The sequence below is a fragment of the Microcoleus sp. B6-A1 genome (assembly GCF_036705085.1).
Lineage (GTDB): Bacteria > Cyanobacteriota > Cyanobacteriia > Cyanobacteriales > Microcoleaceae > Microcoleus.
The window spans coordinates 1-17,470 of sequence record NZ_JAUBTU010000006.1; the positions used below are offsets into that span (position 1 = coordinate 1).

At 46.9% G+C, this 17,470-nt stretch carries 12 protein-coding genes; 3 read left to right on the top strand and 9 right to left on the bottom strand.

Annotated features, from left to right (window positions below):
• From QUB11_RS03235 to QUB11_RS03245, 3 genes are all read right to left on the bottom strand, one after another.
• On the bottom strand, window positions 1–1,206 hold a 1,206-nt coding region (locus tag QUB11_RS03235), incomplete at its 3' end, for a leucine-rich repeat domain-containing protein (protein ID WP_333389714.1).
• Window positions 1,207–1,824: 618 nt separating this feature from the next.
• Window positions 1,825–2,889, bottom strand: a complete 1,065-nt coding sequence (locus QUB11_RS03240; protein WP_333389717.1) for an anthranilate phosphoribosyltransferase family protein — start codon at window positions 2,887–2,889, stop codon at window positions 1,825–1,827.
• Between the two features lie 189 nt (window positions 2,890–3,078).
• Window positions 3,079–4,053 carry a LysR family transcriptional regulator gene (locus tag QUB11_RS03245; protein WP_333389718.1) on the bottom strand — a complete coding sequence of 325 codons (975 nt, stop codon included), beginning with the start codon at window positions 4,051–4,053 and terminating at the stop codon, window positions 3,079–3,081.
• Window positions 4,054–4,644: 591 nt separating this feature from the next.
• Here QUB11_RS03245 and QUB11_RS03250 point away from each other — a divergent pair.
• Complete coding sequence (locus tag QUB11_RS03250) at window positions 4,645–8,067, top strand: PAS domain S-box protein (protein WP_333389720.1); 3,423 nt, start codon at window positions 4,645–4,647, stop codon at window positions 8,065–8,067.
• Between the two features lie 112 nt (window positions 8,068–8,179).
• On the opposite strand, the gene QUB11_RS03255 is transcribed toward QUB11_RS03250, so the two are convergent.
• Complete coding sequence (locus tag QUB11_RS03255; protein ID WP_333389722.1) at window positions 8,180–9,496, bottom strand: HEAT repeat domain-containing protein; 1,317 nt, start codon at window positions 9,494–9,496, stop codon at window positions 8,180–8,182.
• Between the two features lie 228 nt (window positions 9,497–9,724).
• Between QUB11_RS03255 and QUB11_RS03260 the strand changes: the two genes are divergently transcribed.
• On the top strand, window positions 9,725–10,594 hold the full coding sequence (locus QUB11_RS03260; protein WP_333389724.1) for a lipid kinase: 870 nt from the start codon (window positions 9,725–9,727) through the stop codon (window positions 10,592–10,594).
• A 327-nt stretch (window positions 10,595–10,921) separates the two neighbouring features.
• Here QUB11_RS03260 and QUB11_RS03265 read toward each other — a convergent pair whose 3' ends face one another.
• From QUB11_RS03265 to hemW, 4 genes are all read right to left on the bottom strand, one after another.
• The gene (locus tag QUB11_RS03265; RefSeq protein ID WP_333389726.1) at window positions 10,922–12,487 is read right to left on the bottom strand and encodes an FAD-dependent oxidoreductase; all 1,566 of its coding nucleotides are present in this window, start codon (window positions 12,485–12,487) and stop codon (window positions 10,922–10,924) included.
• Window positions 12,488–12,882: 395 nt separating this feature from the next.
• Window positions 12,883–13,155 carry a DUF1830 domain-containing protein gene (locus QUB11_RS03270; protein ID WP_333057596.1) on the bottom strand — a complete coding sequence of 91 codons (273 nt, stop codon included), beginning with the start codon at window positions 13,153–13,155 and terminating at the stop codon, window positions 12,883–12,885.
• 155 nt (window positions 13,156–13,310) lie between these two features.
• Window positions 13,311–13,529: a hypothetical protein gene (locus tag QUB11_RS03275; protein WP_333389728.1), complete on the bottom strand. Its 219-nt coding sequence runs from the start codon at window positions 13,527–13,529 to the stop codon at window positions 13,311–13,313.
• 226 nt (window positions 13,530–13,755) lie between these two features.
• Window positions 13,756–15,099 carry a radical SAM family heme chaperone HemW gene (gene hemW, locus QUB11_RS03280; RefSeq protein ID WP_333389729.1) on the bottom strand — a complete coding sequence of 448 codons (1,344 nt, stop codon included), beginning with the start codon at window positions 15,097–15,099 and terminating at the stop codon, window positions 13,756–13,758.
• 400 nt (window positions 15,100–15,499) lie between these two features.
• Between hemW and QUB11_RS03285 the strand changes: the two genes are divergently transcribed.
• Complete coding sequence (locus QUB11_RS03285; RefSeq protein WP_333389731.1) at window positions 15,500–16,579, top strand: PIN/TRAM domain-containing protein; 1,080 nt, start codon at window positions 15,500–15,502, stop codon at window positions 16,577–16,579.
• Window positions 16,580–16,881: 302 nt separating this feature from the next.
• Here the strand turns inward: QUB11_RS03285 and QUB11_RS03290 are convergent, their stop codons facing one another.
• Complete coding sequence (locus tag QUB11_RS03290) at window positions 16,882–17,454, bottom strand: Uma2 family endonuclease (RefSeq protein ID WP_333389733.1); 573 nt, start codon at window positions 17,452–17,454, stop codon at window positions 16,882–16,884.
• Window positions 17,455–17,470: the final 16 nt, after the last annotated feature.

Genomic DNA, 17,470 nt, shown 5'->3' on the forward strand with positions numbered 1-17,470 from the left:
CACGCTTTGTCTCGGATGATTCACTTTTACCCCCTCAATCCGCGTATGTGCCAGTTGGGGGTGCGGAATGTGGGTTAGGAAGTAGGAGTCGAGAAGGGTAAACAACTCGCCTGGTCTATAGGATTTTAGATTGGGGAGGATTTCGGGAGGAAGCGGGAGCGGGTTTTCTCTCAAGTCTAGTGTTTGCAGGTTTTCCAGGTTACGAAGAGTCTTTGGGACAAAGGTAATCTTATTGTGATCGATACAAAGCCATTCCAGCTTAGACAGTTGCCCAATCGACTGTGGGATGGAGGTAATCTGATTATGGCTGAGGTCAAGCCATATCAGATTCGACAATTGCCCCAGCGCCTCTGGGATGGAGGTAATTTTATTTATAGAGAGGTAAAGCTCTGTCAGATTCAACAATTGCCCCATCGCCTCTGGAATGGAAGTAATTTCATTGTTGTCAAAGTTAAGCTGTGTCAGCTTAGACAGTTGCCCAATTGCCTCTGGGATGAAGCTGATCTGATTGTCACCAAGACCAAGCCGTGTCAGATTGGACAGTTGCCAAATCGGGTCTGGGATAGAGGTAAGTTTGTTATTATAGAGGCCAAGCGCTACCAAATTCGATAGTTGCCCGATTACCTCCATTCCAAGAGTAATCTCATTGGAATCGAGGTAAAGGTCTGTCAAATTCGACAGTTGCCCGAGCGATTGTGGGATGGAGGTAATCTTATTTTTGGAGAGGCTAAGCAGTACCAAATTCGACAGTTGCCCAATCACCTCTGGGATGTGGGTAATCTGATTGTACCCGAGGTCAAGCTGTGTCAGATTAGACAGTTGCCCGATCGCCTTTGGGATTTGCGTAATCTTATTGTTAAAGAGGTCAAGCTGTGTCAGATTAGACAGTTGCCCGATCGCCTCTGGAATTTTGGTAATCTCATTCCAACGGAGGTCAAGCCGTGTCAGATTGGATAGTTGCCCGATCACCTCTGGAATGGAAGTAATCTGATTGCTACAGAGGTTAAGCAGTGTCAAATTCGACAGATGCCCAAGTGCATCTGGGATTTGAGTAATCTTATTGAAACCTAGGTCAAGCTCTGTCAAATGCTTACACTTGACAATTTCTGGTGGTAATCCTTTCAAATCCAGGCTTGACAAATTCAGTTTTATTAATTTTTCCTTAGCAACTCGCTCAATTCGCCACACTGCTTCCTCTCGCGTCATGTCCTTTGTCTCTCCGTAGTATTTATTTTATTGTGACAATTAAATTTGGCTTGTTGGAGAAAAGGGCAGGAATCAGGATACGGCACCAAGAAAGCACACTAATGCCATTGTCCAAAAATTAATTGGGTAATAAATAGACCTATTGCAAAAAAATTTTGTGCTATTGTGGAAAGCTTAGCCAATTTTATAATCTAGCAGGCTGGGCAAGTTTAAGGAGATGCCAATCAACCCAATAATTCAAAGTTTGACCTAAACTTGAGCCAACTTTTAAGGATAACACATATTTTTTTTGCAATAGGTCTAGTCATTATGACCAAGAAAAAAATATAAATGTAGGTGGGCATGGCGCACAAAACCTCTAAGACTAAGACCCACTGGCACATTAAACAAAGGTATGTAGTTGCGCTTTAGTGCTCTTTCCTCAGCTAAGCTGTCGCGCATTTAGATTGTATATTCAGGGCGGGACGCCCAACCCCTACTCCCCACAAGACTTTGATTTTTTTTTGACAGGCAATTTAAATTCTGCAACAGCTTAAGAGCGCTAAAGCGCAACTACATACCTAAATTTCAACCCCTATTTGTGACAGTTTGCTTTAGTCATAACCTGATTAATCATTCTCAACTCAAAACACTAACCGCTTGGCTAACTTCCTCAAGTTTTTGCACGACTTGACCGCGACTTAATAAAGTTTCTGCCTCAATTAAACCCGAGTTTATATCCAAACAAACTCCGCTACGCCACAGATAAAATCCGCCGTTCCAGATAGCGGACTGCATCAATTCCGATGGTTTTCCCAGCAAAACTTCCTGCATTTGTTTGAATAACTCAGGGGCTGATTCAAAGGCAGGATTTGTGTTGCTAAAACCGTAATCTCCGTGAGCTAAAAGCACTCGTTCAAACTCGGCATCCGGCTTAGCAATGCCGATAATCGCAGTACGATCGCGCGGCAAATCGCAGCTTCCCTCCAATCCTTTGACTGTGGTATAATTTTTGATTCCCCGCAGCTCAAAGGCTTTTTGAAACATACCTTCTGTCGGCGGGTGGACGTAGCCCGATATAACGTTAACGTCGCCGGCACAGGGACACCACATCAACTCCATTGTCGAAAAAGGTGGCCGTTTACCAATTTCGCGGCGGTAGGGTACTAAAGCCGCGGCTTGAGGAAAATGCTTGGGAAGGTAAACAAAACCCAAACCCGTATTGTCAAAAACTTGCTGGACTTTTTCTAAACTCAGTTTTCTCCAGTCAACTCCCAAACCGCGCCAAATTTCAATCAGGGGAATACCTTCCTTCGTTGGCATGGTATCTCCCCCGTGCATGAGGGTTGGGACGCCCGACGCGGCTAAAATTAGGGCGGTTAAAGGGCTAATTGGAGCCGTGCGCGATCGCCCGTCGTAAGCAACGCCAAACACGGCGACGGTAGAGACGGAAAACCCTTTTTCTCGGTTTGGGGGGGCAAGAAGGGGCCCCAATTCTTCATAAGCATCGAGCATGCCGGCTAATTCTTCCCCAGTGGGCCGTTTAATGCGGTGGGAAATCATAAAAGCTCCGATTTGAGCCGGTGTTGCTTCCCCCAGCAGCATCATCCGCGTGGCTGCTGCTGCTTCGGAGCGAGTTAAGTTTTCTCCTGTGTGTACTCCGCTGCCAATTTTTCGCAGCAATTCTCTAAATGCGTCACTCATAACTTTTGAAGTTGGTAATTGGTAAGGGGTAATTGGTAGTATTTGAACCGTTTTAAATTTAAATTTCAGAACTATCTATTTAAAATTATCGAATTATACCATTTCCCAAAAAGAAGGCAATTGTTGGAAATGTCCAAACCCTTATTTCATCAGTCATTCCCAATCTAAAATATAAAATATAAAATGGTATTAACTCCCTGATTTTTCTAGCTTGATTACATCAAATGGGGGCACAAATTCGCGTACCAGATTCCAGAAATGGGCGATCGGCGGAATTTGCATTCGATCGTGAGTTGTCACCAATACCACTTCGCGAGTCCAAGTCGGATCTGCGGCCAATTGACCGATCGTCGAAACCTTGGAATTTGACCGATCTGGGGCGATCGACCGAATTGCTAAAGTGCGATCGCCCTTGGCGTCCACCAAAGCTGAATGCGGCAGCAAAGCAATCAATTCTCCCTGTCGCACCACACCCCGAAAAGCATCAAGAGTGTTGAGTTCCAAAACAGCATGAAGTTTAGCACCCATGCGTCCAAATTGTTCTTGCACCATCCGCTGCATTCCGTACCCGTCCTTAAACACCACTTGCGGGTAACAAATCAATTCCGGCCAAGGTACTCGATCGTACTGGGCCAGGGGATGACCCGCCGCCATCAACACCTCGATCGGCTCATTGTAGAGCACCTCAACCAACATTTCCGGGGCTTGAGTAAAATAGCGGTTGTTCATCACCACCGCTATGTCCACCAAACCGTCTTTGAGGACTTTCAGAGCTCGATCGCTACCGAGGGCAGTCACCCGCAATTGCACGTCTGGATAGTCGCGACAAAACTTTTGCAGCACAGGCGGCAAATAAGCAGCGCAAACCGAGTGAATCGCAGCCACGCAAAGTTCCGGCTGCTTTCCCGCCCGTAAGTCTCCCAATTCTTCAGCAGCATTTCGCCAAGTCTGACAGATTTTGCGAGCGTGAGGCAGTAGGCATTCCCCTCCCACAGTCAGTTTCGCGTGGGCCGTGCGGTGAAACAGCGACAAACCCACTTCCGCTTCTAATCCCTGCACTTGGCGGCTAATAGTCGATTGGGTAACGCCACACTTCCGGGCCGCTTGCTGAAAGCTACCAGTTTCAGCAACTGAAAGAAATGCTTGAAGCTGCTCTAAGCGCATGGATGTTTAATTCGAGATGGTTTCAGAAATTTTACTGGAAGATAATCTGTGACATTAACCGATGTAGTAGCAGAATTTAGTAGACTTTGATACAGGTACAGATTAGTTTTGATTCCGGGGCCAGAGGCGGAGATGCTTCGCTCCAAGCATCAATCTGCTCCGGCAGGATTTCTGAGCCTCCAAGTAGAGGTCTATTTTCCTATGTTGAAGGGATTTCTGAATCTGCAAACTTATCAAAAAATAGATTCAATAAAGATGAATTTATCGAATATTGCCAGTTGCTAGCTAAACCGTTTCAATGAACGGCACTCTAGTAATCCCTTCATCAAGTGCGCTCAATTGCTCTGTTTTTCCGTAAGTTGTGAATTCAAAAGATAGCATTGAATTTCGTACCTCCTTGGGAATTATAGTACCTCACTCTCTCTAAACCTCTCAATAAATGTACGAAGATTTCAGGCAGGTTAAAGCCTGCGGTGAACTTTCCTCCCCGGACTAAAGTCACTTTTGTTTTATGTTTTTTTGTGTATAAACTAGAAATTAGCGGGTCAGCAACACAAGTGCAACTAAGATCGATCGCACAGGAAAGCCGAAATGCTGCCATTTATTAAGATTATGTCATTTAACCACAATTTTATTCCGCAAGATGGCTGTTGCCAGTGGCAACCCCAGTTGATGGGACTGCAGGTGGTCAGCGATGTGTTAATTGCCTTGGCTTATTATTCAATTCCAGCACTTCTGACATACTATGCCCGGAAGCAGCGGGACGTGCCTTTGAGCAAGGGGTTTATCCTATTGGGAGCCTGGTTTTTCTGGGGCGGGACAACTTACTTGATGCAAGTTTGGATGCTGGTGCACCCCAGCTACTGGCTGTCAAGTTCGATCGCCGCCGTTACCGCTATCATCTCTTTGTGGGCTGTAGCGTCCCTGATACCCTGGGTTCCTCAAGTGTTGGCTTTGGCTGGGGCTGCCTCTTTACCAGCAAATACGGCGCTAGAAACTGAAAAGGTCGATCGACTGCAAGCCGACTCTGATATTACAAATTCCGTCCCCTCCCTCACAACCGAACTCCAGCAAATTAACCAGCAATTGCTTGCAGAAATAACGCAGCGCGAGCGAGTCGAGGATCTCCTGCTTGACACTGTAGGCAAGCTGCAAGAAAGCGAAGAACGCTTCCGCGTTTTTCAGGAATTATCTCTAGACGGTTTTAACGTGTTCCGCAGCATCCGCGACGAATTCACAATTGTGGATTTTGAATGGGAATACGTCAATCCCGCTGCAGCAAAAATTCAGCAGAGTACCCCGGAGGAATTAATCGGCAAGCGATTGCTGCAAGTGCTGCCAGGCCATAAAGATAGCGGTTTGTTCGACCGTTACGTCCAAGTTGTAGAAACAGGAATTCCCCTTGATACCGAGATTTATTACAACAACGAAGGCATTGTCGGGTGGTTTCGGATTATGACTGTTAAATTGGGCGACGGCATTGCTATTTCTTTTGGCGATATTACTAATCGCAAGCAAGTAGAAGCCTCCCTGCGCGAGGCGCTGCAAAAACTCACTTCTCATTTTGAAAATACGCCCCTAGCGGTGATTGAGTGGGATGAAAATTTTCGTCTCAGCGGGTGGTCGCCGGCGGCCGAGAAGATTTTTGGGTGGGAAAAAATAGAAGTTTTAGGCAAGCATTTTAGCGAATGGAACTTTATTTCTAAGGGCGATTTGTCAGAGGTAGAATCTGCAATTTATAGTTTAAAAAAACCCGAAAATTGCTGCAATGTAGTTCGCAACCGCAATTATAATAAGAGGGGTTCGTTGGTAAACTGCGAGTGGTACAATTCGGCTTTTTACAGCGATTCGGGACAGTTGGTATCGGTGCTGTCTCTGGTTTTGGACGTGACTGAACGCTTTAAGTTTCTGGAAGTGCTGCGACAGTCTGAAGAGCGGTTTAGGATTGCAGCAGAAAGTGCCAGTGATTTGATTTACGAATGGGATATCGAGACCGGGATCGTGCTGTGGTTCGGTCACGTAGACGAACATTTGGAGTACGCAAAAGGCGGATTTCCGAGGACAAGAGCAGCTTGGAACAGTATCTTGCACCCGATCGACCGCGATCGAGTTTTGGCCGCAGTCGATCGGTATTTGAGTGCGCCAGACAGTTCTGCTGCCCCATTTTTTCAGGAATACCGCGTTCAGTGCCAACGGGGTGGCTTGCTCCATTGGATCGATCGGGGCAAAGCAGTGCTTGACAAACAAGGCAATCCCTGCAAATGGATCGGCGTAATTAGCGACATCACCGCTCGCAAAGAAGCCGAAGAACAGCGGAATTGGGCATTGGCGCGGGAACAGGCCGCTCGTCGCCAAGCCGAAGCCAGCGAACAGTTGTACCGCGTCCTCGCTGAAGCCATCCCGCAAATAGTTTGGACTGCCAGACCCGACGGCTGGCTCGACTACTACAACCAGCGCTGGTTTGAATATACTGGCTTGACGCTGGAGGAAACTCAAGGCTGGGGGTGGCAGCCAGTTTTGCATCCAGATGACGTGGAAGATGCTGTAGAAAGCTGGAAGATCTCGGTCGAGACAGGGAAGACTTACGAGGTGGAATACCGCTTTAAACGGGCATCTGACGGAGCTTACCGCTGGCATCTGGGCAGGGCATTGCCCGTGCGGGACGCTGAGGGGAAAATTCTCAAATGGTTCGGGACTTGTACTGATATTGACGATCGCCAGCGATCGGCCCAAACAGCCTATTTTAACGCTCAAGCTTTGGCTTTGCTGTCGTCGGCTTCCCTGGATTACGAGAAGGCGCTGCAAGGTTTGGCAGATTTAACAGTACCGGGGTTGGGGGATTGGTGCTGTGTGCATTTGCTCGATGCCGACGGCTCGATCCGCTTGCAAGCAGTTGCTCACTCAGATCCGAGCAAAGTCGCTCTGCTGTGGCAAATCGATCGGCGTATGCCGCTAGACCCCCAGGGACGGCACGGAGTAGCAAAGGTGCTACGGACTGGTGAGTCGAAGCTCTACCCAGAAATACCGGAATGGGTGATCGAGGCGGTTGTGCCGGACAGGGAACTGCAGTTGGTGCTGCGATCCCAATCCCAGGTGCTGTCGGCAATCTGCGTGCCGCTGATCGCTCGCGGGCGGACGCTGGGAGCGATTTCGTTGCTGTGCGGAGAGTCGGGCCGCCGCTGCGGGCAGGAGGATTTGGTTTTGCTGGAGGATTTGGCGCGGGATGCGGCGGTGGCGATCGACAATGCGCGGCTTTACCGGGAAGCAGCCGAGGCCAACCGGATTAAAGACGAGTTTTTGGGAACGCTTTCTCATGAGTTGCGGACGCCTCTGAACGCCATTTTGGGCTGGGCGCAGATGCTGCGGCAGCGCCAGATGAGTGCCGAAAAAACGGCTGTGGGTTTGGAGACTATTGAGCGAAACGCGCGATTGCAGACTCAGATGATAGAGGATTTGCTGGACGTTTCCCGGATTGTGAGTGGCAAAGTGTGTTTGAAGCTGTTCCCGGTGGATTTGGCGCGGATTGTAGAAACGGCGGTGAAGGCGCTGAGCCCTGATGCTGAAGCTAGGGGCATTGAATTGGTGAGTTTTTGTGGCGAAGGGGTGAGCTTGGTGAGGGGCGATGCTACTCGTTTGCAGCAGGTGGTGTCTAATTTGCTCTCGAATGCTATTAAGTTTACGCCGCCGTCGGGTCGCGTGGAAATAAGGCTTTCGGAGGATGGGGAACCGGGAGCAGCGGGTGGCGCTATCTTGTCTGGGCCGTCTCCGGTTCACTCTGTTTCGATCGTTGTCAGCGATACGGGAATTGGCATCAGCAAGGAGTTTTTGCCCTTTGTGTTCGATCGCTTCCGCCAAGCTGACAGCACTTCTACGCGCAATTACGGCGGGCTGGGACTGGGATTGGCGATCGTCCGCCATCTCGTGGAACTCCACGGCGGCAGTGTCTGGGCCGAAAGTCCTGGGGAAGGACTAGGCTCGACTTTCGGAGTGCGGCTGCCAATTGAGCACAGCTAAAGTTTTGATTTTTCAGTTATCGAGTTCAAAATTCAATATTTAAGTTCTAGGTAAGGTGTTGATGGCGCACCCTATATTTAAATGTTCTCCGCAAATCAGCTCGCTCTTGATTTTATTGCCATTCTTGCAGGGCGATCGCAATTCCTTGTTTCAATCTTGGTTCGAGATTGTCTTGCTTAACTAAGCTTTCTAATTTCTGCCTAGCCTCGGCAGCACCTAGCTGTTTGAGCGCTGCCATGCAGTGCAGCCTGACGCTGCTGTCTTCGTCGCCCAACATTGAAATTAGAGCATCTAGCCCTCTCATATCTCCTAATTTTCCTAAACCTAAAGCTAACAATTTTTTGCTGACGGCCTCCTGCAGGGCCGGATGATTTGTTTTCAGCAAATCAATCAGAATTTCAGCAGCAGCAGTTTTTAATTCCGGCTTTTCTACTCGCCCTAAAACAGTGACTATCTCTTGACAAACGGTATAATTTATGTTATTAAATTGCGCCATTAATGTGTGATGTAAATATGCTAAAGCCGTTGCAGTTTCCATCCAGCTTAGGGCGCGCACAGTTTCGATTTGCAATTCAACCGGAGTTATTGGCGATCGCAGCAATTCAAATAAAGCAGCCGCTGCAGCATCGGTTTTCACTCGCCCGATCGCGATCGCCGCTTGCTGACAAACTTCTAATCGAATGTCGGAAAGCAAAGGTTTGAGCAAGTTAACTAAATCTAATTCTGCATCTAAATAGGCGCGCGCGCCGAGAGCTCGCACGGCTTCTTTTCTGACTGCTGTCGCCGGATCTTTGAGTGCTGCTACCAGTACCGGCGGGATGCGGGAATCGTGAAAGCTACTCAGGGCCTCGATTGCGGCTGCTCGCACCCCAACTTGAGAGTCTCCGACTACGCTCAACAGCGGTGGGATGGTTTCGGTGCGCCGAATTTGGGCGAGTGCTGCTGTGGCAAACTGTCGCGAGTCTTCTTGGAGTAGGAGAGTTGCGAGGGATTCTATAGCTGTTGGGCCGAAATTCCCTAGGGTTTCGGCGGCGATTTGGCTCAATTCTTCGTCGGAATTTTTGACTAATTCTACTAAAGCTTGAATCACTTCCGGGCGATTCCCTACCGGATAGCTTCGCTTCACGAACTTTCCGAGGATGCGGGCGGCGAACCACCGGGGCTCGGTGTCTGCGTCTTCGTCTTCGAGCACGGCAATTAAAGGTGCGATCGCGCCATTTCCCAGATTTGGCAATACTTTAGCAATTTCCCAGCGGTCTTGAAAATCGCCCCATTTTAAGGCTTCTATTGCTAAACTGACAGCTTGCTCTAAAATGTGTTGTTCCTGCGGCTTGCTACCGTCGGCTGTCACTTGCTGCAAGCATTCGACTAACCCAGGCCAGTTTTGGTGATCGGCAGCGACTTGCGCTTGTTCTAAAAAGTTAGACATGATTTTAATTTAGTGGCGATCGAGAAGCGAGGTTTTTTGCTGCTAGGTCAGAGCGGGAGGGAGCTACTTTTTAGGAATCTTTTGCTACATTTATCCATTTTTTAACATTTTTGTCAATCCATCATAACTGGTAAAATGGAAGTAAAGCATTAATTTCATGCAGTTAAGGCATCAAGCTATACTTTTTGTAATTTAAAAGACCAAATATTGCTAATTTAAAATTAACAAATGAAGAAAGCTCTACTTTTAGTAAACCAGCACTCCCGAAAAGGGCAAAAGCTATTATCTCAAGCCACTGTAAAATTAGAAGCACTGGGTTTTGAGTTAATTATAGAGTCTACCGACCACGCCCACGAACTTTCCGACACGATTCGCCGCTACCAAAATCGAGTCGAATTAGTAATAATTGGCGGTGGCGACGGCACTCTCAACGCCGCCATAGAAGGTTTGATAGACACCAAGTTACCCTTGGGTATTTTGCCCATGGGAACGGCTAACGACCTAGCCCGTACTCTGAGAATTCCTACTGATTTATCAGCAGCTTGTCAAGTAATTGCCAGCGATAAAGTTCGGCTAATAGACTTGGGTTGGGTTAACGGCCAACATTTTTTTAATGTGGCGAGTTTGGGACTAAGCGTGCAAATTACCCAGCGGCTGACTAAAAACGTCAAGCAGCGCTGGGGAGTTTTAGCTTATGCTTTTACTGCTTTGCAGACAATTTTGTCAGCGCGACCGTTTCGAGCAGAAATTAAGGTAAAAAACCAATCTTTTAAGGTTAAAACTATTCAAATTGCCATTGGCAACGGCCGCTATTACGGAGGTGGGATGACAGTTGCCGAGGATGCCACCATCGACGACAAGCGACTGGATTTGTACAGTTTGGAAACAAAAAACTGGTGGGAAATCCTGGGTTTGCTGCCGGCTATGAGGCAAGGAAATTATACCAGTTCGCCTAACGTTCGCGCCTTGCACGCTCAAGAATTTGAGGTTAATACTAGCAAACGCCGTCCCATTAATACTGACGGTGAAATCACAACTTACACGCCTGCAAAATTTCGAGTGATTCCCCAAGCTTTAGCAGTTATAGCTCCTTCATAACTCACAACTAATATAATTATGTTGTGGAACAGGCCGGAAAGCCTGTTCATATATAATTATGTTGTGGAACAGGCCGGAAAGCCTGTTCATATATTAGCCACGGGCAAGATGCCCGTGCCACAATTAATTCATGAATCAATAAATTATATTGTGTTGTGGAACAGGCCGGAAAGCCTGTTCATATATTAGCCACGGGCAAGATGCCCGTGCCACAATTAATTAATTAATTAATTCATGAATCAATAAATTATATTGTGTTGTGGAACAGGCCGGAAAGCCTGTTCATATATTTGCCACGGGCAAGATGCCCGTGCCACAATTTATCACTTAATAATCGCCTCCAGCGCCGTATTGCCACGCTTCAACTAATCGGTGAAAATAGTATTGCTGTTCCGGTGGTAAATTTTTCACCTGCGGTTCTACGGCTTTTCCCAAAGGCTGCAATCCCGTATAAAGTCCTAAATTCACATAATGAACCATCCAATCGATCAAATTAGCTATTCCAACCTGCGGGATAATTTTCATAACTAATCCGGGATGGCTAATTGCTGTTTTAAACAGGGTTTGGGACAAAGCCGGAAACAGCACGATATCTTGAAGAAACGGTTTGAGTACCGGTTCTCCCAACTCTTCCATTACCTGAAATACGGCAGCCAAAAGTTGATTGATTTGATTGGGGTCTATTTTTTGATTCATCGCAGCACTCATCGAACGCTGAAACAACCAGGTGACAGATAGATTCGGCTGGTAGGGTTGCAAAAGTGCGAGGGAATTTTTGCTGAGACTGTCGCTTGTCAAAGCTTCGTCAATTCCTAGAGTCAAGCGTTTGAGGTGGCGTACCATTGCGCCGAAACCGCCGAAGCTGAGGGGAGATTGGCTACCGCTACTGTCTCCGACTGGGAGTATGCGATTCCAAGGCGTTTTGAGAGGACTTTGGCGATAGCAGGGGAAGAATCCGTAGAGTGCTCTTTGGAATTTTAACTGTTCGAGTTCGACGTTTTGATATTGGGGAAGCAAGCGCAAATACTCTTCAAATAATGTTTCTAAACTGAATCTTTCTGTGTCGGCGTCTATGTAGGTAAATAAGTAGGTGGTGCGGCCGTCTCTGGCTGGAAATGCTTCCCAAAAATATTGGCACTGATTTTGCATTGGGGTGAAGGATGCAAATATATCGCCCGTGTCGTTTTTGGGGTATCCTTGAGCGCAACTACCGACTACTAAACATACGGCGTCGGGTTTTTTCCCTTGTCTAGCTTGGCGGACAATAGGCGAAAAATGTCCCATTGCGTCTAATAATAATCGGGTTTTAAATAAATTTGGAGCAGGTTGTGTATCGGTGTTGGCCGATTCTACAAGGACTCCATCCGGGTGAATGGTTGCTGTTTTAAATGGTGTATTTTCAAATAGTTCGCCTCCAGCTTGGAGGAATCGCTGCTTGAGGGTTTCTAGGAGATAAACTGGGTCTATTCCGATGTTGAGTACGTCGCGCACCCAAATGTCTGGGGTGTTGGCAAAGCTGATGCGGGCTGGGTTATATTCGGTGGCTATGGCCTTTTCTATCTCTTCAACAGATAGCAAATTTAGTTCTAAGAATGCGTCTAATTCTTTGCGAGAAATGTTCCATTCTTGATCGCGTCCGCGCAGGGTGCCGCGTTCAAGCAAGGCTACTCGCCAACCCCGCACGGCTAAGGCTGTACCGATTAATATTCCTAGGGTTCCGCCGCCGATAACTATGTCGAAGTCGAGGGTTTCGAGGGGTTGTTGGCTGTGTTTGACTGCTTGGGGTGCTGGTGTGGTGTTTTGTTTGAGGTTTTCCCAGAGTCGATCGACTTTTCTCAGGCCTCCGAGGGCGTCTCCTGGCAGTTGGGAGAGGATTTGTTCGGTGAGGGACATCGGGTTTTAGTATTAAACAGTGGTGGATTTTTTATAATTTAACTTAGATTAACATTTGCGACAGTTTCAGGGCTGACGCATGGGGTGGCGAGAATCCCGGTTTATACTAAGATGTTGCACCATTGTCAATAAGCTTTTTAGGAACAGGCTCTCCGGCCTGTTCCACAAGAAAATCTACTCTTTGTGGAACAGGCCGGAGAGCCTGTTAAGCGAGAATGGTGCAAGATGTGAGTTTATACGAATTTTGGGCTTAGTAACGAGAAATCTACGAAGACATGGGCTTTGTGATGTCGCAAGTGCGATCGCGAACCGAGTTTTTATAATCATACAGAGAAACCCGGTTTCTGAAAAAAACCGGGTTTCTACCTCTCGTTGGTAAGTCTGGGGAATTATCTTCAATCAGCCGTGCTTAATTCTTCAACTCGCAGCCGATCGCACAAAATTCGCTCGCACACTATACCACCCGTATCCGCACTCCTGCAAACTTCTAACTGAGCTTCCGGCAGCGCTTCAAACAAAAAACGCTCTCCCGGAAACACTGTCCGCTCAAAATACCAATTAGGAATATTTGTAATGCGAGCGATTTGCACTTTGCTAGTATTATTTAGATACCAACACAAAATGCGCGTATGACCTTCGGAAATTACCTGATTTAGTGTCAAATTCATCTTTTTAACTTGTTTGTGCAATGGTGCGAGCGAGTGGCGAAAGGCCTAATCTTATTATAGCATATTCCCAGTTAAAACAGAATTTTTTATACATTTTTTTTACATTCTTTGGGTTAATTAATAAATTTCTCCGGGGAAACATCAGCGCCTTCCCCCTATTCCCAAGAAGGTGCAAAAGCCGGCATTGCTAAAGTGCAAGATTTCCATCCTCCCTTAACAGGTGCATTCAACAATTGACAGTGACCGACTGAACCTCTTGCCTGTTGGTAGTGACCGCAAAAATTACACTTGGAAGCCGGATTGCAACCGCGATCGCTAATTACAAGGCAGGGCTGGTTTTGGGTTTCTTGGCGCTCGATAGTTATAGTGTTCATTAAATTACTTTTTAAATGTTCAGTCTTAAGTATGACGGCTGAAGTGCAGTCGTGGCCTCTATCTGAAGGCTTAGTTTGCCTTAAGTTTTGTTGAGGGATCGATAGAAAATATATTATTTTTGACAGTATAAAGCGAGGGAGCAATTTAATTTGCTTCCGATCGCATTGGCGGCCCCGGCTTTACTGCCGATCGCGCTTGTCAGGGGGTATACTTCCTCAGACAGAGCTAATTATCTTCGCCTAAGTTGCTGAACAAATCGGCTAAAATTGTATTAGAAAATAAAAAACCTTCGGGATCGCTCAACCTCAAATTGCCCGACAGTGGCAGTTTCGCGCCCTCACCTAAATTTGAGATCGCCCCATCCGCAGTGATAATTTCTACCCATCCTTGCCGCCAGTAGGGCTGCAAACAACGCCAAATTTTATCAACCGTTTGCTGAGTAAACTTTTGAGTCAGCGCCGACAGGCTAACTCCTTCTGCTAAACGCAAACCTAGCATCAGCGTTTCTAACAAAATGTCATTTTCTGAGACTTGAAAATTTTGCTCATTTGCTGGGTAAATATCCTGCGGGGTTTCCCCCCCAATTTGTGGAGTAGCTGGGGAATTGAGGCCAGAGATCGATCGCACCCACTGATAATATTCTTGAGTTTTGCGAGGTCTAGTCAACCTCCGGCCTTCCACGTAACTCGCCGCCCCCATTCCCAAACCGTAATAAGGGCGATTTTCCCAATAAACGCGGTTGTGGCGGCACTGATAGCCCGATCGAGCGTAATTAGAAATTTCGTAATGTTCGTAGCCAGCACCAGTCAGAATTTCCCGCGCTAAACGGTACATACCAGCAGCGGTTTCATCTGCTGGTAGCGGCTGCGCGCCTGCTTCAAAGTAGCGCCCGAAAGCAGTTAAGGGCTCAACAATTAAGTCGTAACTCGACAGGTGAGTCGGGCTAATTTCCACCGCCGATTTCAGGGAAGCTTCCCAGTTTTCTAAAGTTTGGTGGGGCAGTCCCGAAATTAGGTCTAAACTGAAATTGACAATACCAGCCGATCGCACTATTTCCACAGCTTCAAAAATATCAGCGACAGAGTGCGATCGCCCGCAAGCTTGCAGCAATTCATCCTGAAAAGCTTGTACTCCCAAACTAACTCGATTTACTCCCGCCGCTGCATATCCCCGCAACTGTTCTAAAGTAAACGTACCCGGATCTATTTCTATAGAAATTTCCGCCTCAGCAGAAATCCCAAATTTGCCGTCGAGAGTCTCTAAAATATTGCTCAACTGACTGACAGAAAGCAGCGAAGGCGTGCCGCCACCAAAAAAAACTGTTTTGAGAGATGCGCCTAAATTTTTAGTTTCTTGAATTTCTTGACACAGTACAGCAACGTATTGCACGATTGTGCCGGAATTCTCGCCATTTTTGCGATCGCCCACCACAAAAACCGGAAAATCGCAGTAGTAACAGCGGCGGCGACAAAAAGGTATGTGCAGGTAAGCCGAACTAGGAATCCCGGAATTTGCCGCTTGCACACTTTTTTTAAATTCAAATGTTAAATAATCTGTGGGAGGGTTCATTACATCTCAAGCCGAAAGCGCAACTTCAAATCTAAAGTTTTAATTAAACAATCATGAATAATTATGTATATTATGACATTTCCTTACCAAAAAAGCGCTGCGAACGATGGCGTCCCGCTTGCAGCCCGTGCTACGGCTCTTTTGATTTAAACTCGTACCGATTTTGAGCAGCCAAAATTCGCCAACAGCCCGCAGCGCGGTCTATTCGCACCTCGTGCCTGCTTTCGGTGGGGCGTGGTAAATTCCGATCGACTCCCTCGCACATCCCCCAAAGGGTACAACGGGTAAATATAAGTTTATAAAAATCCCTCAGCAAATATAGCGAGATCCGACCAAAGCATGAAAACAAGTATCAGCACTAGAAAGATATAATAGGAATAAATTCATTAACCTAGAACTAATGCTAGACGCAATCATAATAATCTCATTCATAATCGCAGGCGGAGGCATCGGCTATTACGGAGTCGAACTCCTGCCGAGCAATCTCCTGCAGCAAGTTACAAATATACAAGGCTTAAGTTCTGTACTAGGTTCCTTTGGAGCATTAATCGGCTTCGTGATGGGATTAGTGGCTCAAACAACCTACCGCCGGCTGGAAAAACAAGTCCGCGATATGCCGGTGGAGATGCTGCTGACGCGGGCGATCGGCTTAATCATCGGACTGCTAGTAGCCAACTTAATGCTGGCTCCGCTATTCCTGCTGCCAATTCCCCGCGAGTTCGGCTTCATCAAACCTTTAGTCGCAGTCTTGGGTAGCGTCATGTTCGGCTTCACAGGCGTCAGTTTGACCGACACCCACGGCCGCGCTTTCTTGCGACTGATCAACCCCAAAAGCTTTGACACGGTGTTGCTAACCGAAGGTACTTTCAAACCAGCAACTGCCAAAGTTGTCGATACTAGCTGCATTATTGACGGCAGAATTGAAAACTTGCTAGAAACAGGTTTCCTCGAAGGTCAAATTATCGTGCCACAATTCGTGCTCCAAGAACTGCAACTGGTAGCTGATTCCGCCAACGATCAAAAGCGAGTGCGCGGACGCCGCGGCTTAGATGTACTCAACCGCATCAAAGAAACATATCCAGAACGCATTCAAATTCACTCGGCAGACTACGAAGATATTGCCACAGTCGATGCGAAATTAGTCCGATTTGCTTTAGATATCGACGGCATTTTGCTCACCAACGATTACAACTTATCGAAAGTAGCTACCGTCCAAAAACTGCCGGTTTTGAATATCAACGATTTGACTCATGCGGTGCGCCCGACTTATTTGCCGGGAGATACGATCGAACTAAAAATCCGCAAAGAAGGCAAAGAACCCTCGCAGGGAATCGGTTACTTGGATGACGGCACAATGGTTGTCGTAGAAGCAGGAAGCAGCTATGTCGGTGGCGAAGCCAGAGTCGTAGTCACCAGCGCCCTGCAAACAAGCGCCGGCCGCATGATATTCGCCCGCCCTCAAGAATCCGTTATTGTTTAAAACTGAGTAACAATGGCCAGGGCAATCAGAATCAAATTTTGCGATCGCTGTTCCCAATCTGCCCCGACTCTCTACCGCGCCCGGTATGACGAGTCGGGGCAGTGGTTTTTTTTATGTCTTAAATGTTGGGAATCGGTAAGTAAAAACAATCCTTTTTACTTCTACGGTGGCACTTGGAAAGCTAGCAAGAAAAAATAGCAATTACCAGCTTCTTCTTCTTTTCTCTTCCTTCGCGTCTTCGCGGTTCAATCATATTCAAGATATAATTACGAATTATTCCAGTGATTCTAGAGTAATTAAAATCAACTAATCTCGATCGCATCTTCATACAATGTCTCGATCGCACAGCTAAAATTAACGCTAGCAAACTGAACTTCTTGTCCTTGACTGTAAGGATAAAGCACCCACAAACCCTCGGCATTCCGGCGAAAACACTCTACACTAACTCTTTCTTGATTAATTAATACATACTCTTGCAAACTTTCAGAAGTGCGGTAATCAGCAAATTTATCGCCTCTGTCAAAAGCCGCTGTTGTCGGCGATAAAACTTCCACAATTAAGCGCGGGTAGATAATAAAATCTTCATCAGTATTACTGTCCCGTTCATCGCAAGTCACCGCTACATCGGGATAGTAATAACAATTTGCTGCCTCAATCCGAACTTTTACATCTGCCACGTAAGGTATACAGCCACTTCCCCGAAGATGATTTCTCAGCAAAATTGCTGCATTGAGACTAATGATGGCGTGAGCTTTTTTTGCCCCTGCCATTGCATAGATTTCACCTTGTCTGTACTCGTGTTTGATGGGGCTGACTTTCTCGCCTGCTAAATAATCTTCAGGGGAGACATAGGTGTCGCTTTTACTTGCAACCATATAATTTTGAGGTTGG